Here is a 23,990-nt window from a genome sequence, read left to right on the forward strand (position 1 = left end):
CGCCGTTCCCTCTGCGCCTCCGCGTGCTGAAAAAGAAGAAGCGGGATCCCCGCCTTCGCGGGGATGACGGGGTGCTCTCGCGCAAACGGCGATGAAGGGCGGGAGGCCTAAACGCTCCCGCCACAACCCGCGTTAAAGCGGGCTGCCGTTCTCATCCCGATAGATATCGCGCCGCCCGACATGGTTCGCCGGGCCGACGTAGCCGTCCTGCTCCATGCGCTCCACCCATTTGGCGGCGGTGTTGTAGCCCACACCCATCTGGCGCTGCAGCCACGAGACGGAGACCTTCTGGTTCTCGAACACCAGCTGGCACACCTGACGGTACTTGCGCTCTTCCGGCGCGTCGGAGGCAGTGGCGTCGAGGTCGTCGAAGCCGAACGAGCCTTCTTCCGGCTCGTTGGTGACGGCATCGACGTAGTCGGGCTTGCCCTGCGCGCGCCAGTGATCGGCGACATGCTCGACTTCCTCGTCCGACACGAAGGGGCCGTGGACGCGCTTCACCGGGTCGGAGCTGGGCTTGTAGAGCATGTCGCCCTTGCCCAGCAGCTGCTCGGCGCCCTGTTCGCCCAGGATGGTGCGGCTGTCGATGCGGCTGGTGACGGCGAAGGACACGCGGGTAGGCAGGTTGGCCTTGATGACGCCGGTGATGACGTCGACCGAGGGGCGCTGCGTCGCCATGATCAGGTGGATGCCCGCCGCGCGGCTCTTTTGCGAGAGGCGCTGGATCAGCACTTCGATTTCCTTGCCGACGGTGACCATGAGGTCGGCCAATTCGTCGACGATGAGGACGATCTGCGGCAGCGTCTCGTAATCGAGCTGGCGGTCTTCGTAGAGTTCCTCGCCCGTCTCCGGGTCGAAGCCGATCTGGATGCGGCGGCCGAGCGGCTTGCCCTTGGCGGCGGCGGCGCGGACCTTCTCGTTGAAGCTGGCGAGGTTGCGGACGCTGATCTCGCTCATCTGGCGATAGCGGCGCTCCATTTCCTCGACCGCCCACTTGAGCGCGCGCACGGCCTTGGGCGGCTCGGTCACCACTGGCGAGAGCAAGTGCGGAATGTCGTCGTAGCTCTTGAGTTCCAGCACCTTGGGATCGACCAGGATCAGACGGCACTGCGCCGGCGTCAGGCGGTAGAGCAGCGAGAGCAGGATGGTGTTGAGGCCGACCGACTTACCGGAGCCCGTGGTACCGGCGACCAGCAAGTGCGGCATCGTTGCAAGGTCCGCCACCACTGGCTCGCCGGCGATGTCCTTGCCGAGGATGATCGGCAGCATGCCCTTGTGATTGGCGAAGGCCTCGGAGGCGACCATTTCCTTGAACGAGACCATCTGGCGGTCCGCGTTCGGCAGTTCGATGCCCATGACGGTGCGGCCGGGGATCGACGAGACGCGGGCCGAGATCGCGGACATGTTGCGGGCGATATCGTCGGCCAGACCGATCACGCGGCTGGCCTTGATGCCGGGCGCGGGCTCCAGTTCGTACATGGTGACGACCGGGCCGGTGCGCACCGCGGTAATCTCGCCCTTCACATTGAAGTCGTCGAGCACGGTTTCCAGCAGGCGCGCGTTGCGTTCGAGGCTGAGCTTGTCGATCTTGGGCTGCGAGTTCGGCAGCGGATCGTTGAGCAGTTCAAGGCCGGGCAGCGCGAACTTGTCGAACATGTCCTTCTGGCGATTGCCGATGTTGAGCTGCGCGGGCGAGGCGGGGGCCTTGGGATCGCTGATCTCGGGCGCCTTGCGCGGCTTGGCGGCCGGTTCGCGGGCGCCCGCTGCGGCTGGCTCATCGCCGAAATCATCGTCCATGAACGGGGCAGACTGCGCTTTCGGGGCCTTTTCGCGCGACTTCTCGCGGACCTTTTCCGTTTCGGCGCTGCGCGGCGATACCTCGTCCCGCGCGGGCAGGCGGCCGATGCGGCCGGGCAGGGTGAGCAGGCGGCCCCAGTCCCAGGCGAAGACGCTGCCCGCGAGCATCAGCCCGGCGCCAAGGCAGACCACGGCGATCGCGAAAGTCAGCCATCCGGCGAACATGCCCGGCAGCAGCGCGGCCAGCGAGGTGATCGCCCAGGCCCCGAGCAGGCCGGAAATCCCGCCCATCGATGCGGGCAGGGTGCCGCCCGGCTGGACGAAGGTCAGGCCCAGCACCGAAGAGGTCGCGCCGGCTTGCGGGAAGGCAAGGCTCAGCACCGTGGCGATCAGCATCATGGCCAGCGCCAGCACGAAGACCGGGCGCCACCAGCGCTGATTCGAATGCTCGACCTCGCTGTCTTCCTCTTCCACCAGCAGCCAGAGCTTGCGCGCGAAGACGTAGAGCAGCGGCACGAACAACGCCGAAACCGGGCCGAACAGCAGCAGCACGCGCTCCGCCACCCAGGCGCCCGCCGGGCCCGCCCAGTTCTCTGCCGGGCCGCCGGCGGCGGTGGAGGCGGAGGGGTCGGTCTGGTGGTAGCTCAGCAGCGCCACGGCAAGGAACACCATCGCCGCGAAGAGCAGCAGTGCGCCGCCCAGTTCGGTCGCACGGCGCAGAGACCGCTTGAGCACTGCGCGCCAGTCCGGTTTGGCGATTCGCCGTCCGGGTGCGATGGGCCGTGTCGCCATTGGAATTTCCCTTGATTTCGGCCCGCAATATTGCGTCGGCGGGGGACTCGCCGTCAAGAATGGACCGGGAACAAGCCTGTGGGTGTTTGCTTTTGCGCGCCCGGGCGGGGGATGATGGCGCCTAGCCGAACGCGGCGATGGCGGCCCATTTGCGGTTGGGCAGGGTGCGGGCACGGCGTGACGTCATGCCGCCAAGCGCGATGACTGGGACCCGCGCATGGGCGGCGAGCAAGTGGAACCGCGTGGGGCCGAGGGTCGCTGCGCCGGGGTGCGAGCGGGTGGTGAAAACCGGCGAAATCAGCACGATGTCCGCCCTTGCGCGGTGGGCTTTGGCGAGTTCGTGCAGCGAATGGACCGTGACGAGCCGCAGCGTCGCGGGGCCGCTCGCCAGCCGCTCCTGGGCGCCGTAGACGCCGTCGGCGCGCCATTGTCGGGCCTCGCGGGGCGTGCCTGACAGCACGATCCAGTGGCCGAAGCGGCGCGCCGCGCGCCGGAGCGCCTCGAAACGGGCACGGCGTTCGGCGGGCGGCAGGTGGTAGTGCCGGAATACCAGCCCCGATCCGCGCGGCAGCCGCGCGAGCGCTTTTTCCAGCGCCGCGTCGTTCCGGGCGTCGCTGATGAGCCAGATGTCGGGCCAAAAGTCTGGATGTGGTGGCTGGCGGTTCGGCACGGGGACGCTATAGCAGCGCGCCATGGATCAGCCAGCTTCTCCTCTTCAGGCCGTTCGCGCCCAGATCGCTCATGCCGCCGGCATCGCCGGCCGCCAGCCTGAGGCCATCGAACTCGTCGCCATTTCCAAGACCCATCCGGCCGAAGCCATTCTGCCGCTTATTGCCGAGGGCCAGCGCGTGTTCGGCGAGAACCGCGTGCAGGAAGCCGAGGCCAAGTGGCCGGAACTGCGCGCGGCGCATCCCGATATCGCGCTTCACCTTGTCGGCCAGCTTCAGTCGAACAAGGCGGATGAGGCCGTGGCGCTGTTCGATTGCATTCACTCGCTCGACCGGCCTTCGCTGGTCTCGGCGCTGGGCAAGGCGATGGACAAGTCCGGGCGTCAGGTTCCCTGCTTCGTGCAGGTGAATATCGGCGCGGAAGAGCAGAAGGGCGGCTGCCCGATTGCCGAAGTGCCTGCCCTGCTGGCTTTGGCGCGCGAGGCGCAGATCCCGCTTGCCGGTCTGATGTGCGTGCCGCCGGCCGGGATCGAGGCGGCGCCGTTCTTTGCGCTGCTCGCCAAGATCGGCCGGGATAATGGCGTTTCCGGCCTGTCGATGGGGATGAGCGAGGACTTCGAGACCGCGATCATGCTCGGCGCGACGCATGTGCGTGTGGGCAGTGCGCTGTTTGGGGCGCGGGGCTGAACTTCTATTTTCCTCCCCTGCAAGGGGAGGTGGCAGCACGAAGTGCTGACGGAGGGGTGTAACCGGTTCCTTGGTGTTCGACCGAGAGGCTGACACCCCTCCACCACCCTTCGGGCGGTCCCCCTCCCCTTGCAGGGGAGGGCTGTGGGCCAATCAAGCCATCCGAAACGCCAGCAGCGACAGCCCGAAGCCTGCGAACAACCCGCCGGTCAGCCGGTTGAAAGCGCGCTTCACGCCTGCACGGCCGAGGTGGTGGGACAGCGCACGGCCGCTGAACGCGTAAACCGAGTACCAGAACGCCTCGATCACCGCGAAGACGGCCACCAGAATGGCGAACTGCGTCGCCTGCGGGCGGGCCGGGTCGATGAACTGCGGCAGGAAGGCCGCCGCGAAGACGATGGCCTTGGGATTGCTGATCGAGATCGCATAGCCGCCGCGCAGCAGCGCCAGCCATGAAACCTCCGGCCGCACCGTCTGGGCAACGTCGTCATCTTCGGAAACCGGCGCGCGCCATGCCTTGACGGCAAGGAACAGCAGATAACCGGCACCGACAAGGCGCAAAGCCGTAAACGTGCCCGGCAGCGCATGAAGCAGCGCGCCAAGGCCGACGGCGGAGGCTGTCAGCAGGGTAACGAGACCCAGCAGGCAGCCCGCCATTGTTGCGATGGTGCGCTTCACGCCCAGTTCCACGCTGCGCGAAAGCACGTGGAGCATGTTCGGGCCCGGCGTCGCGCTCAGCAGGAAGACCGCGACCGCGTAGATCCAGAGGGTGTGAAGCGCCATCGAGGTTCCTTAGTTGGGCGTGTCCAGCTCGTTGCCGGTCAGGGTGACGACATGGAGCAGGTTGGTGGAGCCGGGCACGCCGAACGGCACGCCGGCCAGCGCGACAAGGCGGGTGCCGGCGGCGCCGAAGCCGTGGCGCAGCGCCATGCGCTTGCCCTTGGCGATCATCTCCTCGAAGCTGCCGATGTCCTTGGTGGTGACGGCATGCGCGCCCCACAGCAGGGCAAGGCGGCGCGCGGTCTTGGGCGAAGGCGTCAGCACCAGCATCGGCGCGGCGGGACGCTCGCGCGCCACGCGGCGGGCGGAACCGCCCGAACCGGTGAAGACGATGATGCCCTCGATCGGCAGGGTATCGGCAATCGTTGCGCAAGAGGCCGAAAGCGCGTCCGCCGTGGTCGCGTCGGGCGGGGTCTGGGCAAGGTGGATGCGTTCGCGATAGGTGGAATCGGCTTCCACCGTAACGGCGATGCGGTCCATGATCGTCACGGCCTCGACCGGCCACTGGCCCGCCGCCGTCTCGGCCGAGAGCATGACCGTATCGGCGCCGTCGTAGACCGCATTGGCCACATCGGACACTTCGGCGCGGGTGGGCGAGGGGCTGGTGATCATCGATTCCAGCATCTGCGTGGCCACCACCACCGGCTTGCCGACCGCGCGGGTCTTGGCGATGATGTGCTTCTGGATCGGCGGCACTTCCTCGGGCAGCAGTTCGACGCCGAGATCGCCGCGGGCGACCATGATGCCGTCCGACAGTTCGATGATGCCGTCGATCGACTGGACCGCGGCGGGCTTCTCGATCTTCGACATCAGCGCGCAGTGGCCGCCGATCAGGCGGCGCGCTTCGGCCACGTCCTCGGGACGCTGGACGAAGGAGAGGCCGATCCAGTCGGCGCCCTGTTCCACCGCGAAGGAAAGGTCGCGGCGATCCTTGTCGGTCAGCGCGGGCACCGGCACGATGGTATCGGGCACGTTCACGCCCTTGCGGTCCGAAATCATGCCGCCGACTTCGGCGGTGCAGAGGATCGAATCGGCTTCGGGCTTGATGACGACAAGGCGCAGCTTGCCATCGTCGATCAGCAGGCGCTGGCCCTTTTCGAGAATGCCGAACAGTTCGGGATGCGGCAGGCAGACGCGGTTTTCGTCACCCGGCGTGGGATCGCGGTCCAGCGTGAAGTGGGCGCCGTGGCGCAGGAACACTTTGCCTTCCGCAAACGTGCCGACGCGCAGCTTGGGGCCTTGCAGGTCGCACAGGATCGCCACCGGCCGCATCAGGTCCTTCTCGACCCAGCGGATATTGGCGATCGTCTCGCGGTGGGTGTCATGGTCGCCATGGCTCATGTTGACGCGGAACGCGTCGGCACCGGCCTTGAGCAGCTTGGCGATGGTCTCCTTGTCGCGGCTGGCGGGGCCCAGCGTGGCAAGGATCTTGACCTTGCGCTGGCGCTTGATGCCGCGATGATGGGGCGAACGGCGAAACGGGGGAGTGGTTGCCAAGGTCAGTGTGCCTCTTCCTGTATTGGTGCGACCTATGGCAAAGCCTGTCTGACAAACCAAGGACCAAGCGACGCGCCATGCACGAAAACAACTCTATAGACGATCTTGATGACGCCGTGGCGGCAGCGGCCTTCCGCCGCCTGGTCAGGCACTTGCAGACGCGCCACGATGCCGAGAACGTCGATCTGATGGGATTGGCTGGATTCTGCCGCAATTGCCTGGCCGACTGGATCCGCGACGCCGGCTTCCCGGGCGACAAGGCGGCGGCGCGCGAAGTGATCCACGGCATGCCGTTCGACGAATGGAAAGCCGCCTATCAGTCCGAAGCGACGCCCGAGCAGCTCGCGCGGATGGAAGAGAGCCTGAAGAAGAACGGCGGATCGCACTGAAATCGGTGTAGAGACTAGTCCGACAACATCGGAGCAGGCGGCGTCAGGAACTGGCGAGCTTCATCAGCACCAGCCCGATCAGGATCAGCCCGGCGGCGGCAAGCCGCAGCGGGCTGGCCGCCTCTCCGAGCACCGCGATTCCCACCACGAAGGCCCCCAGCGCGCCGATCCCCGTCCAGACCATGTAGGCAGTGCCGAGCGGCAGCGTGCGCATCGCCCATGCCAGCAGGCCGAAGCTGGCGAACATCGCGGTGATCGTGATCACGCTGGGCCAGAGGCGGCTGAATCCCTCGGACTGCTTCATCGCCGAAGCCCAGACGACTTCGAACAGACCGGCGATGACGAGGACGATCCAGGGCAGGGTTCCGGGCATTCGGGGCAACCTTCAATTCCAGCGGACGGCCGTCCGGACGGAGGGCCATTCAAATGAACAGGTTGCCGGGCCGTCCCGGTCTTGAGACTTCGCGCAACCGCAAGGACGCGCGAAACGGGAACGTGGTCACCGTCCCGGCCAGATAGGCGAGCCGGGCCGGGAAGGCAACGGCGAGGAGCGGCGGGAGATGGGCCGAGGACTTATCCCGCACTACGCACAGGATTTCCACAGCCCCCCGCTTTGCCCAAATCTCACGCAGCCGCTATCAGCGCCCGCCTACCCAGATTCATCACGATATTTTCCGGAGTTTTACCCGATGGCCGAAACCACCGACGATCGCCTGCGCCTCCTCATCGAGCGTATCGAGCGCCTCGAAGAAGAAAAGAAGGGCATCGGCGACGACATTCGCGACGTCTACAACGAAGCCAAGGCCGTGGGCTATGACGTCAAGATCATGCGCCAGATCGTCCGCATCCGTAAGATGAAGCCCGACGATCGCCGCGAAATGGACATGATCCTCGATACCTACAAGGCCGCTCTCGGCATCGACTGATCTTGTTCGGGCCTAGGCCCGGAAGCGGCACCGGCCCTCTCCCCCACCCGACCTCCCAAAATTCTACCCCGGTAGGGGAGATCGGGAGGGGGAGAGGGCCGGTGCCGCAAAATCAAACGCCGAAATGCACCAGTACCAAGGTCGCCGCATTGGCGCCGGCGTGCTGGAGCATCGCGGCAGGCAGGCCGATGCGCTGGCGCGTGAAGCCCAGCATCAGCGCCGCCCAGAGCTGCGGCAGCACCATCGGCAGCGACAGCATCGAGACGCTGGGGTAGTTCATCAGGTGGACGCCCGCGAACAGCAGCGCCACGATCCAGAATATCGCCGGATAGGCGGCAACATAGCCCGCCGGAGGTTCGCGCCGCTTGCGCAGGCGAATCCATCCTCCCAGCGCGGCCACCGCCAGCACCAGCAGCAGGGCTATCAGCGCCACCGGGCCCACGGCTTTCGCATAGACCGCCAGAATCGCGAAGAGCACCGCGCAGGCCAGCAGCCACAGCGCGCGCGGCCGTCCGGTCTGCCAGCCTCGGAAGATCGATTCTTCCACCATCGGCGCGACGGCGACGGCGAAGGGTAGCAGCCAGCCCGAAGGCAACTTGTCGAAAGCGTCGGGCGAGGGCAGGTGCATCGCCTGCTGCCACAGGCTCAACAGCGGCAGCACCACCAGAAAGAGCCCGGCGACGTGGAGAATCTCCATCGTACCGAGCGCCGTCCACCCCTCGCGCGTGCGCAGGCCGATCGGCGTCAGCAGCGCCGGTCGCTTCAGGAATGTCGGAAGTTCGCGCAGCACGCCGGGCATGCGGGACGGGGCGGGGATGTCGATCCGGGTGGCCATGTGATGGACTGTTACTCCGGGCTTCCTTGCCAATTCGTTGTGCGATGCCGCACATCCTATCGGGCAGGCTCCCGTGCGGGCCGACTTGCCGGAACGGGCGGTTGCCCTTGGGTGCCGGGCTGTTGTAAGGCGCCCGACACATCATTCACCGGACCTCATTCACCGGGCCTCGCGGAACGATCCGTGGGCAGGCAAACGAGCGAAGCAAGAGCGGACCCATGGCAGGCCATTCCAAATTCAAGAACATCATGCATCGCAAGGGTGCGCAGGACAAGAAGCGCTCGGCGCAGTTCAGCAAGCTCAGCCGCGAAATCACTGTCGCCGCGAAGATGGGCATGCCCGATCCGGACATGAACCCGCGCCTGCGCGCCGCCGTCAACGCGGCCAAGGCGCAGTCGATGCCCAAGGACAACATCCAGCGCGCCATCGACAAGGCCAGCAAGGGTGACAGCGAGAACTACGAGGAAGTGCGCTACGAGGGCTACGGCCCTGGCGGCGTCGCCATCATCGTCGAGGCTCTGACCGACAACCGCAACCGCACTGCCACCAACGTGCGCACCGCGTTTGCCAAGAACGGCGGCAATCTCGGCGCTTCGGGCGCGGTTTCGCACGGGTTTGAGCGTCTCGGCCTGATCGAGTACCCCGCCAGCGTGGGTGACGAGGACAAGGTTCTCGAAGCCGCCATCGAAGCCGGCGCCGACGATGTCGAAAGCGATATGGGCGATGGCGACGAAAATCCGGGCAGCCACCAGATCTGGGTCTCGATCGATTCGCTGCACGAAGTTGCCCGTGAGCTGGAAAAGGTCCTTGGCGAAGCCGAGGGCGTGAAGCTGGCGTGGAAGCCCAACCTCAGCGTCGATGTCGATGCCGATTCGGCCGGCACGCTGATGAAGCTGGTCGATACGCTGGAAGACGACGACGACGTCCAGACCGTCTGGGGCAACTACGAGATCTCCGACGAGGTCATGGCCAAGTTGGCCTAAGGCCTAGCCTGAAGTGCTGGCCCTGATCGCCCGTGCGCTGATATCCGGCGCGATGATCGTGGCGATCGCCGAGATCGGCAAGCGCTTGCCCGCGATGGCCGCGCTTGTCGCCTCGCTTCCTCTGGTTTCGGTGCTGGGCATGATCCTGCTGTGGCATGCCCGGCCCGATGCCGAGAACATGGCGGTCCATGCCGGGGCGACCTTCTGGTACGTCCTGCCCTCGCTGCCGATGTTCCTGCTGATCCCGGCTCTGCTGCGGCATGGCGTGGGGTTCTGGCTGGCGCTGCTGGCCGGCTGCGCGCTGACCGTCGCGCTCTATCTGCTGATGGTGCATTTCGGCCCGCGCCTCGGCCTCAAGGTCTGACATCATGATTATCATCGGCCTCGATCCGGGCCTCACCTGCACCGGCTGGGGCATCGTGGCCAAGAGCGGCAGCCGCCTCAGCCACGTGGGCAATGGGCAGATCCGTACCGACACCAAGCTGTCGATGGCCGAGCGTCTGGTCGAACTCGACGCCGCGCTCACCGACGTGATCCTCCATCACCGCCCCGATTCGGGCGCGGTGGAGGAGGTCTTCGTCAACGTGAACCCGCAGTCGACGCTGAAGCTGGGGCAGGCGCGCGGCGTTGCCATGCTCAGCCTCGCGCGGGCGGGGATGCCGGTGGCGGAATATTCCACCAAGGTCATCAAGAAGGCGCTGGTCGGCACCGGCGGCGCCGACAAGAAGCAGATCCAGCACATGCTCAAGGTGCTGCTGCCCGGCGTGAAGCTGGCGGGCGAGGACGCCTCGGACGCGCTGGCCGTCGCCATCACCCACGCCAACATGCTGGGCAGTCACCGGTAACGGAACCGGCCCGGGGCAGCTCCGTTGCCCCATGATGGACAAGATTGACAAGACCCGGACCGACGCAAGCTGGATGCGCGAGGCGCTGGCCCTCGCCATGGACCGCAAGGGCACCGACCCCGCCAATACGCCGATCGCCGCGCTGGTGGTGCTGGACGGCAAACTGGTCGCCTCGGGCGTTAACCGTACCGCCGAATGCTGCGACGCCACCGCCCATGCCGAGATCGAGGCCTTCCGCGCCGCAGGCAAGGCGCTCGGCCGGATGCGGATGGAAGGCGCGACGCTCTACTCCACGCTCCAGCCTTGCGGCATGTGCACGATGGCGGCGGTCTGGGCCGGCGTGAGCCGCATCGTCTACGGCGCCGGCCGCGCGGACGTGCACCCGATGTATTTCGAGGCGCGGCACCTTTCGACCTTCGATTTCGTCGCGGACGCCTGGAAGGACGATCTCAGCCTGACCGCCGGCGTACTCGCGGCGGACTGCGCGGCGCTCTACTACCGGCCGTGGGATCACGTGCCGGAGGACCGGCAGGCCAACGATTGAGGCTGACCGTCGAGGATTGGGGCTAGCCTCGCGATTCCGTTCCTGCCATAGGAACAAACCATGATCGCCAAGCTTACAGGTCTGCTCGACGACACCGGCCCCGACTGGGCGATCATCGACGTGAACGGCGTCGGTTATCTCGTCCATTGTTCGGCGCGCACGCTCGACCATCTCGGCATCCGGGGGGACAAGGTCGTCGTCCATACCGAGATGCAGGTTTCCGAGACCGACCAGCGCCTGATCGGTTTCACCAGCGGGGCCGAGCGCAACTGGTTCCGTCTGCTGACGGCGGTGCAGGGCGTCGGCTCCAAAGTGGCGCTGGCGATCCTGTCGGCGCTGACGACCGAGGAATTGCAGCGTGCCTGCGCGGGCGGCGATAGCGCCATGGTCGCGCGCGCCAATGGCGTGGGGCCGAAGCTGGCCAGCCGCATCGTCAACGAGTTGAAGGACAAGGCCGGCGGGATGCCAACGGTGCCGGGCATGCCCGGTCTCTCGGCCGTGGCGACGCCCGTGGGCAATTCCAGCGCGGATGCGGTTTCGGCGCTTCAGAACCTTGGCTTCAAGCCTGCGATCGCTTCGATGGCGGTAGGCAAGGCGGTGGAGGAACTGGGCGAGGAGGCGGGCCTGAACGACCTCGTGCGCGTGGCGCTGAAGAGGGCTGCGGGGTGACGGGCACTCACACTTGTACCCAACGTCATCCTGAACTCGTTTCAGGATCCATTCTTCGCATTACCCGGAACTATCGGCGGCAAACCCAGACTCACCGCCAGATCGCGCCACGCCGGGTTCTCGGCATTGACGAGATTGATCTTCCACTGCCGGTGCCAGCGCTTGAGCTGCTTCTCGCGGGCAATCGCGCGCTCCATGTCGCCCAGCAGTTCGAAATGGACGAGCCGGTGAACGGCATATCGCGCGGTGAAGCCCGGCAAAGCGTCGTTTCGATGCTGCCACAGGCGGCGGATGAGGTTCGAGGTGACGCCGATGTAGAGCGTGCCGTAGTGCCCGCTCGCAAGGATATAGACGCAAGGCTGGCGCTCGTCCCGCATGGCGCCGGGTTTGCGGCCCGATGGATGCTGAAACAAGTTCAGCATGACGGGATTGCAGAGATTTCACCCTTTCCTTGCCAATATACGCATCGTCACCCTGAACGTGTTTCAGGGTCCATTTCGCGGCAGGCGCCGAGTTCATGACCGATAACCCCATACTCACCTCCGCCCGCCAGCCTGAGGACGCCGACGCGGCGCTAAGGCCGAAGACGCTTGCCGAATTCGTCGGGCAGGCGGCGGCGAAGGACAATCTTCGTGTCTTCATCGAAAGCGCCAAGTCGCGGCGCGAGGCGATGGACCATACGTTGTTCTTCGGCCCCCCCGGGCTCGGCAAGACGACGCTGGCGCAGATCGTCGCACGTGAACTGGGCGTGGGGTTCCGCGCCACCAGCGGCCCGGTGATCGCCAAGGCGGGCGATCTTGCCGCGCTGCTGACCAATCTCGAACATGGCGACGTGCTGTTCATCGACGAGATCCACCGCCTCAATCCCGTGGTCGAGGAAGTGCTCTACCCGGCGATGGAGGACCGCGCGCTCGATCTTATCATCGGCGAGGGGCCGTCGGCGCGCTCGGTGCGGATCGATCTGCCGCCGTTCACACTGGTCGGCGCGACGACGCGGCAGGGCCTGCTCCAGACCCCGCTGCGCGACCGTTTCGGCATCCCGGTGCGCTTGCAGTTCTATACGGTCGAGGAACTGGAGAAAGTCGTCACGCGCGGGGCCAGCCTGCTCGGGATCGGCATGGACAAGGGCGGAGCGACCGAGATCGCCCGGCGCGCGCGCGGTACGCCGCGCGTGGCGGGGCGCCTGATGCGCCGCGTGCGCGATTTCGCGCATGTCGCCGGATCGGACGTGATCACGCTTGAGATCGCCGACGATGCGCTGACGCGGCTGGAAGTCGATTCCATCGGCCTCGACGCGCAGGACCGGCGATATCTCCGAATGATCGCGGATATCTACAAGGGCGGCCCGGTCGGCGTCGAGACGCTGGCGGCGGGGCTGTCCGAACCGCGCGACACGATCGAGGAAGTGATCGAGCCCTACCTCATCCAGTTGGGCCTCATCGCGCGCACGGCACGCGGGCGTTGCCTGAACGATCGCGGCTGGACGCACCTTGGCATGACCCCGCCGCAAAGCCCGCAGGGGCCACAGGGCGGCCTTTTCGATTCGCAGGTCGATTGAGAACGGGGCGGGATTTTTCCGGAAAACTGTCGGCGGGATTTACATTCGGACGGCACAACAGTCCCGCATCGGCACAGTCTTGCAGTCAACTGCTAAAACTAACGCGATTTAACGCCCTCGGGCCTCTGAATCCCGGTTAATGGCATTGTTCCTTTAACCGGTCTCTGCGCTTGTTAGTGACAAGTCGGTCTCATGCGGCAGTGGCCGCTGCCCCCGGAGGTCCGAAGGAGCGAAAAGAGAGACGGTATGTCGGTTCGGATGGCCTTGGCGAAACTGTCTGCCTGCGCGGCGGGCTGCGCTATCATCGGCGGGGGCGCGGTCCACGTCGCGGAGACGCAGGCAAGCGGCGTGGAGTATCACAAGCTGAAGCAGGCCAAAGTCGCGAAAGTGACCAAGCCCGCCCGCCGCGTCATTCCGCCCCGCGCCCCGGCCCATGCGCGCCGCGAGATTCCCCGGCCGACCGAGCCTGTCATGGCAACCGCGATGCCGCCGGTTTACGTTCCGCCCGCCCCCGTGGCGGCGCCGATGGTGGCCGGGGGCAGCGGCGCCGTGCCGGTGGTGGTCGGCGGCGGCGGTTCGAGTGGCGGCTTTGGCGGCGGTTTCTTCGGAGGCTTCTTCGGCGGCGGCGGTTCGGGCGGCGGCAGCGTCGTCATCAGTTCCACCTCCAGCGGGGGATCGACATCGTCGTCCTCGGGCGGGTCCAGCTCCAGTTCCAGCACCAGCGGTGGTTCCACCTCGTCGTCGACATCGACGGGCGGGCTGACCTCGACCACCACCAGCTCCACGGGCGGTGTCACGTCGACGACGTCCAGCTCGGGTAATGTCTCGACCAGCACGAGCACGTCGAGTTCGGGTAACGTCTCGTCGAGTACCTCGTCGTCCTCTTCGACGTCTTCCTCCACGTCCTCGTCCAGTTCGACCTCTTCGTCGACCTCGTCGAGTACCAGTTCCTCGTCCTCCGGGGGCCACACCAGTTCGTCGTCCGGCGGTCGGCCGCCGCACGACGTTCCGGCGCCGCCGATGCTGATCCTGTTCGGGGCCGCTGCGGCGGCCATTGTCGGCCGCCAGCGGCTGGCGGGTAGAAAAACGGCCTGACCGGGCGGTCCGCGCCACCGCGGATGCCTGGCGAGGGGGGTGGGCGTCGGGGGGCGCTCACCCCTTTTCGTGTCTGGGGTTGTGGGGAAGAACAAGCGGGGCCCCCGCCTTCGCGGGGGCGACGAGCGGGGAGGTTGGAGGCACGCTCCGTGCCGGACTCTCGGTCTGCTGCGAAGGCATCGTCATCCTGAACTTGTTTCAGGATCCATTTCTCAGCCTATCCCGAACGGCCGCGTGAAGAGCGCGGCGATCGCGATTTACCGATCGAGGCACAGCGCCGGCGGCCCGATGGATCCTGAAACAAGTTCAGGATGACGAGGTGGTTGGAGGGGGAGGCTGCTCTGCACCGCCCCACCATCACCTCCACCACCCAAAGAAAAACCCCGCCCCGCACAAGGCGGGACGGGGCTTCTTCTTGAGCCGGTAAGGCTGCGGGCTGTCGCTTAGGCGGCCAGCTTGCGCAGCACGTACTGCAGGATGCCGCCGTTGTTGAAGTATTCCACTTCGTTGGCGGTATCGATGCGGCACAGCGCGGTGAAGGTGAAGGTCGAGCCGTCCGTGCGGGTCACTTCGACTTCCACGTCCTGGCGCGGCTTGAGGCTGGCAACGCCCTTGATCGTGAAGGCGTCGTCACCGGTCAGGCCCAGCGACTGGCGGGTGTCGCCGTCCTTGAACTGAAGCGGCAGCACGCCCATGCCGACCAGGTTCGAACGGTGGATACGCTCGAAGCTCTCGACGATCACGGCGCGGACGCCCAGCAGGTTGGTGCCCTTGGCCGCCCAGTCACGCGACGAACCCGTGCCGTACTCCTTGCCGGCCACGACCACCATCGGCGTGCCCTGCTCCTTGTACTTCTGCGCGACGTCGTAGACCGGCAGAACCTCTTCGCCGAAGCGGCTCATGCCGCCTTCGATGCCCGGAACCATCTCGTTGCGGATGCGGATGTTGGCGAAAGTGCCGCGCATCATCACTTCGTGGTGGCCACGGCGCGAACCGTAGGAGTTGAAGTCCGCCTTGGCGACCTGGTGCTCCATCAGCCACTGGCCTGCCGGGCTGTCGGCCTTGATCGAGCCGGCCGGCGAGATGTGGTCGGTGGTGATCGAATCGCCGAGGATCAGCAGCGGCTTCGCCTCGATGATGTCGTTCACGGGCGCCGGGGTCATTTCCATGCCCTCGAAGTACGGCGGGTTGGCGACATAGGTCGAACCGGCGCGCCACGAGTACGTGTCCGAACCGACCACGTTGATCGCCTGCCAGTGCTTGTCGCCCTTGTAGACGTCGGCATAGCGGGCCTGGAACATGCCACGGTCAACGCAGGCATTCATCGTCGAGCTGACTTCGAGGTTGGTCGGCCAGATGTCCTTGAGGTAGACGTCCACGCCGTCCTTGCTCACGCCGATCGGGGTGGTGGTGAAGTCTTCCACCACAGTGCCCTTCAGGGCGTAGGCGACGACCAGCGGCGGCGAGGCCAGGAAGTTCGCGCGCACGTCCGGCGAGACGCGGCCTTCGAAGTTGCGGTTGCCCGAGATGACCGCCGAGGCGACCAGGCCGTTCTCGTTGATCGCCTTCGAGATCGGCTCTGCGAGCGGGCCCGAGTTGCCGATGCAGGTGGTGCAGCCGTAACCGACGAGGTTGAAGCCGATGTTGTCGAGGTGCGACTGGAGACCGGCCTTTTCGAGGTAGTCGGTGACGACCTGCGAACCGGGAGCGAGCGAGGTCTTGACCCAGGGCTTGGGCTTCAGGCCCAGCTCGTCGGCCTTCTTGGCGACGAGACCGGCGGCGACCAGCACGCTCGGGTTCGAGGTGTTGGTGCAGCTGGTGATGGCGGCGATCATGACGTCGCCGTCACCGATGTCGAAGTCCTTGCCTTCGACCGGAACGCGCTGCGCGGCCTTCTTGTAGGTGTCGGCCATGTCCTTGTTGAACACGTCGTCCACGTCGGGAAGCGCGACCCAGTCCTGCGGACGCTTCGGGCCGGCCAGCGAGGGCACGACGGTCGACATGTCGAGTTCGAGGGTCGAGGAGAAGATCGGGTCGGCAGCGGCCGGGTCGATCCAGAAGCCCTGTTCCTTGGCATAGGCTTCGACGAGGGCGATCTGCTCTTCCTCGCGGCCGGTGAGGCGCAGGTATTCGATGGTCTTGTCGTCGATGCCGAAGAAGCCGCAAGTGGCGCCGTATTCAGGGGCCATGTTGGCGAGCGTCGCGCGGTCGGCCAGCGACAGCGACGCAAGGCCGGGGCCGAAGTATTCGACGAAGCGGCCGACCACGCCGTGCTTGCGCAGCATGGCGGTGCAGGTGAGCACGAGGTCGGTGGCGGTGACGCCTTCCTTCAGTTCGCCGGTCAGCTTGAAGCCGACGACTTCGGGGATCAGCATCGAGACCGGCTGGCCAAGCATCGCGGCTTCCGCCTCGATGCCGCCGACGCCCCAGCCCAGCACGCCCAGGCCGTTGACCATGGTGGTGTGGCTGTCGGTGCCGACGCAGGTGTCGGGATAGGCGACCAGATTGCCGTTCTGGTCTTCGCTCGACCACACCGTCTTGGCGATGTTCTCAAGGTTGACCTGGTGGCAGATGCCGGTGCCCGGGGGAACCGCGTAGAAGTTGGCGAGCGACTTGGAACCCCACTTGAGGAAGTCGTAACGCTCCATGTTGCGCTGGTATTCGATCTCTACGTTCTCTTCGAACGCCTTGGGGTGACCGAATTCGTCCACCATCACCGAGTGGTCGATGACGAGGTTCACGGGGACCAGCGGATTGATCTTGCTGGTGTCGCCGCCGAGCGTGGCGATGGCATCGCGCATGGCGGCAAGGTCAACCACGCAGGGAACGCCGGTGAAGTCCTGAAGCAGAACGCGGGCCGGGCGATACTGGATTTCGTCACCCGTGGTCGGGTTCTTCTGCCAGTCGGCAATCGCCTGAATGTCCTTGGTCGAGACGGTGAAACCGCCGTCTTCGAAGCGCAGCAGGTTTTCCAGCAGCACTTTCATCGAGAACGGCAGGCGGCTGACGTCGCCGATCGTTTCGGAGGCTTTCTGGAGAGAGTAGTAGGCGACCTGCTTGCCGCCGACGGTCATGGTGCTGCGGGTACCGAGCGTATCCTGTCCGACCTGGGTCATTTGGGTATTATCCCCTTCTGTATGGAGCCTGTCGCCAAAAGCGCGGCCCCCTCGTCGGAACCGAACTGGCCAGGTCCCGAAAAGGATCGCCGTGCTGCATCGCGACAAAGCGGAGTCTGCGGCCCCGCCGATGCGCGCTTGCGGCCCTCAGGTCAAGGGGGGGGCGGCTGCCGACCTCGATCACGCGTTTGCGTTTCTTGCACCTATCCAGCAGCCCACGACGATCAGCACCGTGCCGGCGATCGTGGCGAGGCCCAGTTGCTCGCCGAACATCAGCCAGCCGAGCAGCGCGGCCCAAAGGAAGCCGGTATATTCGATCGGCAGCAGCACTTGCGTTTCTGCCCGCGCGTAACCCCATGAAAGAAACAGCAGGGCGGCCGTCGCCAATGCCGCACCGGCAAGGATGAAGCCAAGGCTGTGGAGGTCCGGGATGACCGTAAGCCACGGAGAAAAAGCAAGGAAAATCAACGCCACGCCAAGGTTCTGGAACATCGCGACTTCCACCGGTTTGGCCAGCAGCGCCTGCTTGCGCTGGAGCACCAGATTGACCGCGTAGAACACCGAGGAAAGCAGGACCGCTACGGTCCCCTCGATCGCCCGGTCCGAATAGGCGCCCGCGCCCAGCCGTCCGGCCAGAATGACCACCACGCCGGCCACGCCGAAAAGCGATGCCACCACGGCCTGAGGCCGGATTTTCTCGCCCAGCAGCAGCGCTGCGAAGTAGAGCGCGATGATCGGCGAGACGAAGGAAAGCGCGATTCCCTCGGCCATAGGAATTCGTGCAAGGCCATAGAAAAAGAGTGCGGCCATCGCCGAGGTGATCGCTGCGCGCTGCGCGTGGACCACCAGCACATGGCGAGAGGGCTTGGGACGGCCCGCCGCCAGCCAGAGCGGCAGGGTCAGCAATGTGCCGAAGAGATTGCGCAACAGCAGCGCGGTAAACACGCCCACGGCCAGTGAAGCGTCTTTGATCGTTGCGTCCATCATGCTGAACGTCGCGATTCCGGCGGTCACGGCCATGACCGGCATGGCGGACGGACGAGCGTCGGAAACGGCGGGGACGGATGCGGACATGATGCTCAGCCTCTCGTCCCGGCCGGCGCTTTGCGCAAGGGCCAGTTCGCTTTACGCAAGGAAACGCGCAAGCAATTCATCGCAGCGACAGGCGAAATCCTTGAACATGACATTATATGGATGCAAAGCGGAATTCCGGCGGTGCGTGCTCTGCGCGCCGCGTTTTTTCCGTGCATGATGACGGGCAGGTTCAGGACAAGATGGCGAGTTTGATGCGGTTCGGTTGCAGCGTGCTGGCGGTTGTCGCGGCAACGGGGCTCGTGGCACAGCCGGTGCTGGCCCAGAAGGTTGATGGCACGCAGGCCGCAAAGCCCGTGAAACCGCCAAAGCCCAAGGCTTTGTCGACGCCGACGTCGATCCTGCCGGTTTCCCAATCGACGGCGGCGCCGAAGCCGGTGCCGACGTCGACGGCCCAGCCCAAGGCCACGCCTTCGGGCGTTCCGACTGCGACGCCGACCGGGGTGCCTTCGGGAACGCCGACTGGAACGCCGACCGGCGCCCCCACCGCTGCCGCCGCGACGGCGCAGCCGGGCCAGCACGATACCTTGCTGGCCGAACCGGTGATGTCGTGGTCGCTGTCCGACGCCAAGGCGCTGCTCCAGACCATCGAGTATATCGGCAAGGAAGGCCTGATCCCGGCGGACTACCAGCCCGCCGCGCTCAGGGCGGCGATCGCCAAGGGCGAGGGCGACGATCTCGACACGCTGGCCAGCCATGTGTTCGGCTGGCTGATCGAGGATCTGCGCGACGGCCGCACGCCGATGCCCGCGCGCGTCCAGTGGTTCGCGGTCGATCCCGATCAGGACGTGATGCCCACCGCGCAGATCATGGCGCAGGCGCTTTCCGACCACAACGTGGCCGGCGTCGTCGACAAGCTTGCGCCCACCAATCCGGACTATGCCCTGCTCAAGGCCGAGTACAATGCCACGCCGGTCGCCAACAAGGCCAAGCGCGCGCTGATTCAGGCGAACATGGACCGCTGGCGCTGGTTCGCCCGCGACCTTGGCGACGTATACCTGATGACCAACGTGCCGGAGTTCCAGCTCCGCCTCGTGGTCCGCAACAAGATCATCCGCACCTACAAGACCGTGGTCGGCAAGCCCGGCCGCACTGCGACGCCGCAGCTGGCTGAAACGGTGACGGCGGTGGTCTTCAACCCCACCTGGACGGTGCCGCAGTCGATCGTGAAGGGTGAGGGGCTTGGCGCCAAGGTGCTGAACAACCCCGCCTGGGCGAAGTCGGCCGGCTACAAGGCGACCAAGAGCGCGGACGGCACGATCACGGTCGTCCAGCAGCCGGGCGCCAGCAATTCGCTGGGCCTGATGAAGATCGACATGCCCAACCCGCACGCGATCTACCTGCATGACACGCCGTCCAAGCAGTACTTCAATGCCGACGTGCGCGCCTTCAGCCATGGCTGCATCCGCACCGAACGCGCGGTGGAGCTGGGCATGACCATGGCCATCCTCGGCGCGCAGAAGAGCGCGACCGAAGCGGCGGAAATCTCGCGCTCCGGCCAGTATACCAAGGTGGAAATGACGCGGACGTTCCCGGTCTACGTCGCTTATTTCACTTTCGCGCGCGCGATCGACGGCCAGCTTACGGCCTTCAACGACATCTACGGCCGCGACAAGCCGGTGCTCGACAGCTTCGCCGCCCCGCGTCAGCTCAAGACCACCCAGCGCGCGAGCGAGGAAGAAGTCATCAAGCTGGACAACCCACTTTAAGGGACAAGGCCCGGGCTCGCATGAGTCCGGGCCTGCCTCCTCATCGTCCGACTTGACGAAATGCCGGTGAATGGCGAAGCGACCCGCCGCAACCTTAACGCGCTGGCGATTGCCGGAATTCGGGGCTTGCCTCACCCGTCACGGGTGCCCACCTAGGCGAACGATGACTGCCCAGGGATACCGATCATGAGCGAGAACACCGACCGCATTGGCGGGGCGACCGCCCGGATCGTCGAACTCGAAGCCGAACTCGAAGCCTCGGGCACCACCACGCGCGCGGAGGCTGAACTGGCCCGCGCCAAGGTGCTGCTGCACGAATGGGTGGACAGCGTCGTCGCCGTGGTCGCCACCCCGGGCGTCGGCCGTGCGGTGCTGATCCACGACAACGGCACCGAATCGCGCATCGCCTCTCCCGACCTTCCGTTCCGGCTGGCCGTCCCGGTTTCTTTCGACACGCGCGAGAGCTAATTCTTCCCTGCCCATTGGCAGGAGTGCGACGATGGTCTGGGATTTGCGGCGGGCCTTGCTGCGCAAGGAAGAGTTCGAATCGGGGCGCCTTACTGACTTCGAATTCCGCGAGACCGTTCGCACGCTCAAACTGATGGCGCGTGCCTTCGCGGCCGACGAGGCGGCGATTCTGGAGGCCCTGATCGAGCACGGCTTCGAAACGGCGCTTCTCGGCTTTCCCGAAATGCTGGGCGAGGAGACGCGCGATGCCCTTTGCCACCGCCTGCGCAAGGAAGCCCGCCAGGCGCTGATCCGGGAGCGCGGAGACCCCACCCCGTATCGACTGGGCTAGGAAGCGGCCTTCACATGCGCCGCCGCAGTTTCACCAGCACTTCGTCAAGGCTGGAGAGGAACCGCGAACGATCCGTCTTGCTGAACGGCGGCGGGCCGCCGATCACGTCGCCACCGGCGCGCAGATCGGCCATGATCGCCCGTGTGGCGATGGCGCTGCCGATCGAGGAGAGGGTGAATGGCTTGCCATTGGGCGCGACCACCTCGGCGCCAAGCTTGAGGCAGCGATCGGCCAGCAGGATATCGGCGGTGATGACCACGGTGCCGGGCGCCGTGTTCTCCACGATCCAGTCGTCGGCGGCATCGAAGGCATCGCTCACCACCTTGCGCGTGATCAGCGGATCCTGCGGAACGCGGATGGGGCTGTTGCTGACGACCACCACCGGCACTTTGTGGCGGGCGGCGACTCTGTAGGTTTCGTCCTTCACCGGGCAGGCGTCGGCATCGATCAATATGCGGATCATGCCGCTCCATAACGCCGGGGCGGGCAAATGGCGAATGGGCATGGACGCGGCTTTGCAGATGGCGGCCGGCCTGCGACAGATATCGCAAAGGGGAGAAGGGAATGACCGAAACCGAACGCCTCGCCGCCATCGAGGCCATCCGGCAGGCCAAGGCGCGCTACTGGCGCGGTGTCGACCTGGGAGACGGCGATCTGGTCCGCTCGGTCCTCGCCGAGGATTGCGAGCTGGATTATCACGGCTGCTGTACCGATCCCCAATCGGGCGTGGACCATCTTCCCGCGATGAACCTCACCTTGCGCGGCCGGGATGCGTGGGTGCCGGACGGCATGGCGCGCTTCGGCATCGTCAGCGTGCATCAGGGGCATCAGTCGGAAATAGAGGTGACGGGGCCGGATAGCGCCCGGGGAATCTGGAGTTTTACGGACCGCATGTTCTTCCCGGCCGGCGGCGCGTTTTCGCGTCTCACGGGCTATGGGTTCTATCACGAGGACTATGTGCGGGTGGATGGGGTCTGGTTGATCAAGGCCACGCGCATCACTCGGATCAGGGTGGAGGTGGAATAGGCGCGTCGATCCGGGATGTGTGGTTGAATGCGAAGGCCGCTGCATGTCTGGTGGGCCGCTCATCTCCCAAGAACCGACGTCATCCTGAGCTTGCTTCAGGATCCATCGGGCGGCTTGCTCGGATACGGAAGCAATGTGCGGCGATTGCGCATGGAGCCCAAACATCGCGCTTGCGGACGAATGGATCCTGAAACAAGTTCAGGATGACGGTTTGCGAGGCGGAGGCCTTCTTTCCGTTTTCGCTGCCCTTCGATCCGGCTCCGGCTGATCAATGCCGCTCAGGCTGATCAATCCCGCTCAGGCTGATCAATCCCGCTCAGGCTGAGCGGGGTGGGGGAGGCGGGGGAGGGAGCAGGCATTACGCGTGCCCCGCGCCGAGCGCTCAATGCTGGCGAATAACGCTCAGGAATTCCTCGCCATAGGCTTCGAGCTTGCGCGCGCCCACGCCGCCGATCGCGCCGAGTTCGGAAAGCGAGTTGGGGTGGACCGTGGCCATTTCGCGCAAGGTGGCATCGTGGAAGATGACATAAGGCGGCACGCCGGCCTGCTGGGCAAGATCGCGGCGGAGCGCGCGCAGGGCCTCGAACAGCGGGTTGCCGACCGGGTTGGCGCCGGTATCGCCGCCACCCCGCCGCTTGCGCTCGCGCTTGGGCGGCACGACGATGGCCACCGGCACTTCGCCCTTGAGGATCGCGCGCGCATCGCCGCCGAGGGCGAGGCCGCCGTGCTCGGTCGGCAGCAGGCTGCCGCGGGCCTGAAGCGCGCGGGCGAGCGGCTTCAGCAGCGGCTTCTCATCCTCGGTCAGGATGCCGAACACCGAAAGCTGGTCATGCGCACGCTGGAGCACGCGGTCGTCGCTGATGCCGCAGAGCACCTTTTCCAGATGGCCAAGGCCATAGCTCTGCCCGGTGCGATAGACCGTCGAGAGTAGCTTGCGCGCCAGTTCGGTCACGTCGATCACGCCCGCCGGTTCCAGGCAGTTGTCGCAATTGCCGCACGTCTGCGCGGGCGTCTCGCCGAAGTGGCGCAGCAGCACGGCGCGGCGGCATTCGGCGGTCTCGACAAGGCCGGCAAGGGCGTCGAGCCGTTGGCGTTCGCTTTGCAGGCGGTGCGGCTCGATCTCGGACAGGCGCTGGCGGGCGCGTGCGAAGTCGTCCGCGCCCCAGAACATCACGGCGACGGAAGGGTCACCGTCACGCCCGGCGCGGCCGGTTTCCTGATAATAGGCCTCGATCGACTTGGGGATCCCGGCATGGGCGACGAAGCGCACGTCGGGCTTGTCGATGCCCATGCCGAAGGCGACCGTGGCCACCATCACCATGTCTTCGGAAGCGACGAAGGCCGCCTGATTGCGGGCGCGCACATCGGGATCGAGCCCGGCGTGATAGGGCAGCACGCGCCGTCCGGTGGCGGCGGCGAGCGTTTCGGCCAGCTGCTCCACGCGGGCGCGGGTGGGGGCATAGACGATGCCCGGGCCCGGATTCTCGTCGATCACCGCCTTGATCTGCCGCATCGCATTCTCGCGCGGGCGGATGGCGTAGCGGATGTTGGGACGGTCGAACCCGGCGACGATCAGCCCGTCGGCCGGGATGCCGAGCTGGGCCAGGATGTCGGAGCGGGTGTGATGGTCCGCCGTGGCCGTCAGCGCGAGGCGCGGGACGGTGGGGAAGGCATCCAGCAGCGGCTTCAGCAGCCGGTAGTCTGGCCGGAAATCATGCCCCCATTCGGAAACGCAATGCGCTTCGTCGATGGCGAACAGCGAGACCCGGGCCTGCTCCAGCAATTCCCGGAAATAGGACTGGCTGGCGCGTTCCGGGGCGACGTAGAGCAAGTCCAGCTCGCCCGCGCGGAAGCGGTCCATGGTGAGGCCGCGATCGGCGTCGGCGCTGGTCAGCGTGGCGGCGCGGATGCCGTTGGCGGTGGCCGAGCGCAGCTGGTCGTGCATCAGCGCGATCAGCGGGGAGACGACCACGCAGGTCCCTTCCTGCATGACGGCGGGCAATTGATAGGTCAGCGATTTGCCCGCGCCGGTCGGCATCACCGCGAGGGTGGATCGGCCTTCGAGCACACGGGCGACGACATCTTCCTGCACACCGCGAAAGGCGGAAAAGCCGAAAGTCGCGTGAAGGGCATCACGGGCATCGGGCAGAAGATCGGCGTCAGGCACGGCCGGGCTTATGGCA

At 66.1% G+C, this 23,990-nt stretch carries 25 protein-coding genes; 13 read left to right on the plus strand and 12 right to left on the minus strand.

The genetic code is table 11. The features are described 5' to 3' along the window. Window positions 1-132: 132 nt before the first annotated feature. Both EDF56_RS17600 and EDF56_RS17605 read right to left on the minus strand, forming a co-directional pair. Window positions 133-2,589 carry a DNA translocase FtsK gene (locus EDF56_RS17600; protein ID WP_132389855.1) on the minus strand — a complete coding sequence of 819 codons (2,457 nt, stop codon included), beginning with the start codon at window positions 2,587-2,589 and terminating at the stop codon, window positions 133-135. A 121-nt stretch (window positions 2,590-2,710) separates the two neighbouring features. Next, window positions 2,711-3,283 (minus strand): thiamine phosphate synthase, encoded by a 573-nt coding sequence (locus tag EDF56_RS17605; protein WP_132389857.1) that lies wholly within the window; start codon window positions 3,281-3,283, stop codon window positions 2,711-2,713. Here EDF56_RS17605 and EDF56_RS17610 point away from each other — a divergent pair. Then, window positions 3,282-3,944, plus strand: a complete 663-nt coding sequence (locus tag EDF56_RS17610) for a YggS family pyridoxal phosphate-dependent enzyme (RefSeq protein WP_132389859.1) — start codon at window positions 3,282-3,284, stop codon at window positions 3,942-3,944. The two genes, EDF56_RS17605 and EDF56_RS17610, sit on opposite strands and share 2 nt — an antisense overlap. Before the next feature lie 153 nt (window positions 3,945-4,097). Here the strand turns inward: EDF56_RS17610 and EDF56_RS17615 are convergent, their stop codons facing one another. Beyond that, window positions 4,098-4,727: a LysE family translocator gene (locus EDF56_RS17615; RefSeq protein WP_132389861.1), complete on the minus strand. Its 630-nt coding sequence runs from the start codon at window positions 4,725-4,727 to the stop codon at window positions 4,098-4,100. A 9-nt stretch (window positions 4,728-4,736) separates the two neighbouring features. Next, window positions 4,737-6,221, minus strand: coding sequence for a pyruvate kinase (pyk, locus tag EDF56_RS17620; RefSeq protein ID WP_132389863.1), 1,485 nt, complete (start codon window positions 6,219-6,221; stop codon window positions 4,737-4,739). A gap of 77 nt (window positions 6,222-6,298) precedes the next feature. On the opposite strand from pyk, the gene EDF56_RS17625 reads away from it, so the two are divergent. Next, window positions 6,299-6,610, plus strand: coding sequence for a DUF1244 domain-containing protein (locus EDF56_RS17625; protein WP_132389865.1), 312 nt, complete (start codon window positions 6,299-6,301; stop codon window positions 6,608-6,610). A gap of 43 nt (window positions 6,611-6,653) precedes the next feature. On the opposite strand, the gene sugE is transcribed toward EDF56_RS17625, so the two are convergent. Beyond that, a complete protein-coding gene (gene sugE, locus EDF56_RS17630) occupies window positions 6,654-6,971 on the minus strand; it encodes a quaternary ammonium compound efflux SMR transporter SugE (RefSeq protein WP_132390554.1) in 318 nt (105 codons plus the stop codon). A gap of 328 nt (window positions 6,972-7,299) precedes the next feature. Between sugE and EDF56_RS17635 the strand changes: the two genes are divergently transcribed. Further along, a complete protein-coding gene (locus EDF56_RS17635; protein ID WP_132389867.1) occupies window positions 7,300-7,536 on the plus strand; it encodes a DUF2312 domain-containing protein in 237 nt (78 codons plus the stop codon). A gap of 112 nt (window positions 7,537-7,648) precedes the next feature. Here EDF56_RS17635 and EDF56_RS17640 read toward each other — a convergent pair whose 3' ends face one another. After that, a complete protein-coding gene (locus EDF56_RS17640; RefSeq protein WP_132389869.1) occupies window positions 7,649-8,371 on the minus strand; it encodes a CPBP family glutamic-type intramembrane protease in 723 nt (240 codons plus the stop codon). A gap of 218 nt (window positions 8,372-8,589) precedes the next feature. Here EDF56_RS17640 and EDF56_RS17645 point away from each other — a divergent pair, with 218 nt between their 5' ends. Genes EDF56_RS17645 through ruvA form a run of 5 tightly spaced genes read left to right on the plus strand, consistent with a single transcriptional unit; the run spans window position 8,590 to window position 11,412 of the window. Continuing rightward, complete coding sequence (locus tag EDF56_RS17645; protein ID WP_132389871.1) at window positions 8,590-9,354, plus strand: YebC/PmpR family DNA-binding transcriptional regulator; 765 nt, start codon at window positions 8,590-8,592, stop codon at window positions 9,352-9,354. Window positions 9,355-9,367: 13 nt separating this feature from the next. Continuing rightward, complete coding sequence (locus tag EDF56_RS17650; RefSeq protein WP_132389873.1) at window positions 9,368-9,718, plus strand: DUF3147 family protein; 351 nt, start codon at window positions 9,368-9,370, stop codon at window positions 9,716-9,718. Between the two features lie 4 nt (window positions 9,719-9,722). Further along, a complete protein-coding gene (gene ruvC, locus EDF56_RS17655; RefSeq protein ID WP_132389875.1) occupies window positions 9,723-10,199 on the plus strand; it encodes a crossover junction endodeoxyribonuclease RuvC in 477 nt (158 codons plus the stop codon). 34 nt (window positions 10,200-10,233) lie between these two features. After that, a complete protein-coding gene (locus tag EDF56_RS17660; RefSeq protein ID WP_243652667.1) occupies window positions 10,234-10,743 on the plus strand; it encodes a nucleoside deaminase in 510 nt (169 codons plus the stop codon). Between the two features lie 60 nt (window positions 10,744-10,803). Continuing rightward, window positions 10,804-11,412 (plus strand): Holliday junction branch migration protein RuvA, encoded by a 609-nt coding sequence (gene ruvA / locus EDF56_RS17665; RefSeq protein WP_132389877.1) that lies wholly within the window; start codon window positions 10,804-10,806, stop codon window positions 11,410-11,412. A gap of 41 nt (window positions 11,413-11,453) precedes the next feature. On the opposite strand, the gene EDF56_RS17670 is transcribed toward ruvA, so the two are convergent. After that, a complete protein-coding gene (locus EDF56_RS17670) occupies window positions 11,454-11,834 on the minus strand; it encodes a GIY-YIG nuclease family protein (protein WP_165912235.1) in 381 nt (126 codons plus the stop codon). A 95-nt stretch (window positions 11,835-11,929) separates the two neighbouring features. Here EDF56_RS17670 and ruvB point away from each other — a divergent pair, with 95 nt between their 5' ends. After that, window positions 11,930-12,970, plus strand: a complete 1,041-nt coding sequence (gene ruvB / locus EDF56_RS17675) for a Holliday junction branch migration DNA helicase RuvB (RefSeq protein ID WP_132389879.1) — start codon at window positions 11,930-11,932, stop codon at window positions 12,968-12,970. Window positions 12,971-13,464: 494 nt separating this feature from the next. Here the strand turns inward: ruvB and EDF56_RS25995 are convergent, their stop codons facing one another. The 3 genes from EDF56_RS25995 to EDF56_RS17690 all read right to left on the minus strand — a co-directional run bounded on the left by EDF56_RS25995 (window position 13,465) and on the right by EDF56_RS17690 (window position 18,255). Next, window positions 13,465-14,025, minus strand: coding sequence for a hypothetical protein (locus EDF56_RS25995; RefSeq protein ID WP_165912236.1), 561 nt, complete (start codon window positions 14,023-14,025; stop codon window positions 13,465-13,467). A 483-nt stretch (window positions 14,026-14,508) separates the two neighbouring features. Then, window positions 14,509-17,181, minus strand: a complete 2,673-nt coding sequence (gene acnA, locus EDF56_RS17685; protein ID WP_132389883.1) for an aconitate hydratase AcnA — start codon at window positions 17,179-17,181, stop codon at window positions 14,509-14,511. Window positions 17,182-17,361: 180 nt separating this feature from the next. After that, window positions 17,362-18,255, minus strand: coding sequence for a DMT family transporter (locus EDF56_RS17690; RefSeq protein ID WP_132389885.1), 894 nt, complete (start codon window positions 18,253-18,255; stop codon window positions 17,362-17,364). 200 nt (window positions 18,256-18,455) lie between these two features. On the opposite strand from EDF56_RS17690, the gene EDF56_RS17695 reads away from it, so the two are divergent. From EDF56_RS17695 to EDF56_RS17705, 3 genes are all read left to right on the plus strand, one after another. Continuing rightward, window positions 18,456-19,982 carry a L,D-transpeptidase family protein gene (locus EDF56_RS17695; protein WP_132389886.1) on the plus strand — a complete coding sequence of 509 codons (1,527 nt, stop codon included), beginning with the start codon at window positions 18,456-18,458 and terminating at the stop codon, window positions 19,980-19,982. 186 nt (window positions 19,983-20,168) lie between these two features. Beyond that, window positions 20,169-20,450 (plus strand): hypothetical protein, encoded by a 282-nt coding sequence (locus EDF56_RS17700; protein ID WP_132389888.1) that lies wholly within the window; start codon window positions 20,169-20,171, stop codon window positions 20,448-20,450. 31 nt (window positions 20,451-20,481) lie between these two features. Continuing rightward, window positions 20,482-20,781 carry a hypothetical protein gene (locus EDF56_RS17705; RefSeq protein WP_132389890.1) on the plus strand — a complete coding sequence of 100 codons (300 nt, stop codon included), beginning with the start codon at window positions 20,482-20,484 and terminating at the stop codon, window positions 20,779-20,781. Window positions 20,782-20,791: 10 nt separating this feature from the next. On the opposite strand, the gene EDF56_RS17710 is transcribed toward EDF56_RS17705, so the two are convergent. Beyond that, window positions 20,792-21,244 carry a YaiI/YqxD family protein gene (locus tag EDF56_RS17710; protein WP_132389892.1) on the minus strand — a complete coding sequence of 151 codons (453 nt, stop codon included), beginning with the start codon at window positions 21,242-21,244 and terminating at the stop codon, window positions 20,792-20,794. Between the two features lie 101 nt (window positions 21,245-21,345). On the opposite strand from EDF56_RS17710, the gene EDF56_RS17715 reads away from it, so the two are divergent. Next, a complete protein-coding gene (locus EDF56_RS17715; protein ID WP_132389894.1) occupies window positions 21,346-21,807 on the plus strand; it encodes a nuclear transport factor 2 family protein in 462 nt (153 codons plus the stop codon). A 382-nt stretch (window positions 21,808-22,189) separates the two neighbouring features. Here EDF56_RS17715 and recQ read toward each other — a convergent pair whose 3' ends face one another. Further along, on the minus strand, window positions 22,190-23,974 hold the full coding sequence (gene recQ / locus EDF56_RS17720) for a DNA helicase RecQ (protein WP_132389896.1): 1,785 nt from the start codon (window positions 23,972-23,974) through the stop codon (window positions 22,190-22,192). Between the last annotated feature and the right edge of the window lie 16 nt (window positions 23,975-23,990).

Origin of the sequence: Novosphingobium sp. PhB165 (genome assembly GCF_004341845.1) — a bacterium.
Taxonomy (GTDB): Bacteria; Pseudomonadota; Alphaproteobacteria; order Sphingomonadales; family Sphingomonadaceae; genus Novosphingobium.

Coding starts and splice junctions, on each gene's coding strand:
- EDF56_RS17600 (WP_132389855.1), bottom strand. CDS start 2,589: ATGGCGACACGGCCCATCGCACCCGGACGGCGAATCGCCAAACCGGAC.
- EDF56_RS17610 (WP_132389859.1), top strand. CDS start 3,282: ATGGATCAGCCAGCTTCTCCTCTTCAGGCCGTTCGCGCCCAGATCGCT.
- EDF56_RS17605 (WP_132389857.1), bottom strand. CDS start 3,283: ATGGCGCGCTGCTATAGCGTCCCCGTGCCGAACCGCCAGCCACCACAT.
- EDF56_RS17615 (WP_132389861.1), bottom strand. CDS start 4,727: ATGGCGCTTCACACCCTCTGGATCTACGCGGTCGCGGTCTTCCTGCTG.
- EDF56_RS17625 (WP_132389865.1), top strand. CDS start 6,299: ATGCACGAAAACAACTCTATAGACGATCTTGATGACGCCGTGGCGGCA.
- EDF56_RS17635 (WP_132389867.1), top strand. CDS start 7,300: ATGGCCGAAACCACCGACGATCGCCTGCGCCTCCTCATCGAGCGTATC.
- EDF56_RS17640 (WP_132389869.1), bottom strand. CDS start 8,371: ATGGCCACCCGGATCGACATCCCCGCCCCGTCCCGCATGCCCGGCGTG.
- EDF56_RS17645 (WP_132389871.1), top strand. CDS start 8,590: ATGGCAGGCCATTCCAAATTCAAGAACATCATGCATCGCAAGGGTGCG.
- ruvC (WP_132389875.1), top strand. CDS start 9,723: ATGATTATCATCGGCCTCGATCCGGGCCTCACCTGCACCGGCTGGGGC.
- EDF56_RS17660 (WP_243652667.1), top strand. CDS start 10,234: ATGGACAAGATTGACAAGACCCGGACCGACGCAAGCTGGATGCGCGAG.
- ruvA (WP_132389877.1), top strand. CDS start 10,804: ATGATCGCCAAGCTTACAGGTCTGCTCGACGACACCGGCCCCGACTGG.
- EDF56_RS17670 (WP_165912235.1), bottom strand. CDS start 11,834: ATGCTGAACTTGTTTCAGCATCCATCGGGCCGCAAACCCGGCGCCATG.
- ruvB (WP_132389879.1), top strand. CDS start 11,930: ATGACCGATAACCCCATACTCACCTCCGCCCGCCAGCCTGAGGACGCC.
- EDF56_RS25995 (WP_165912236.1), bottom strand. CDS start 14,025: ATGGCCGCCGCAGCGGCCCCGAACAGGATCAGCATCGGCGGCGCCGGA.
- acnA (WP_132389883.1), bottom strand. CDS start 17,181: ATGACCCAGGTCGGACAGGATACGCTCGGTACCCGCAGCACCATGACC.
- EDF56_RS17690 (WP_132389885.1), bottom strand. CDS start 18,255: ATGTCCGCATCCGTCCCCGCCGTTTCCGACGCTCGTCCGTCCGCCATG.
- EDF56_RS17695 (WP_132389886.1), top strand. CDS start 18,456: ATGGCGAGTTTGATGCGGTTCGGTTGCAGCGTGCTGGCGGTTGTCGCG.
- EDF56_RS17700 (WP_132389888.1), top strand. CDS start 20,169: ATGAGCGAGAACACCGACCGCATTGGCGGGGCGACCGCCCGGATCGTC.
- EDF56_RS17705 (WP_132389890.1), top strand. CDS start 20,482: ATGGTCTGGGATTTGCGGCGGGCCTTGCTGCGCAAGGAAGAGTTCGAA.
- EDF56_RS17710 (WP_132389892.1), bottom strand. CDS start 21,244: ATGATCCGCATATTGATCGATGCCGACGCCTGCCCGGTGAAGGACGAA.
- EDF56_RS17715 (WP_132389894.1), top strand. CDS start 21,346: ATGACCGAAACCGAACGCCTCGCCGCCATCGAGGCCATCCGGCAGGCC.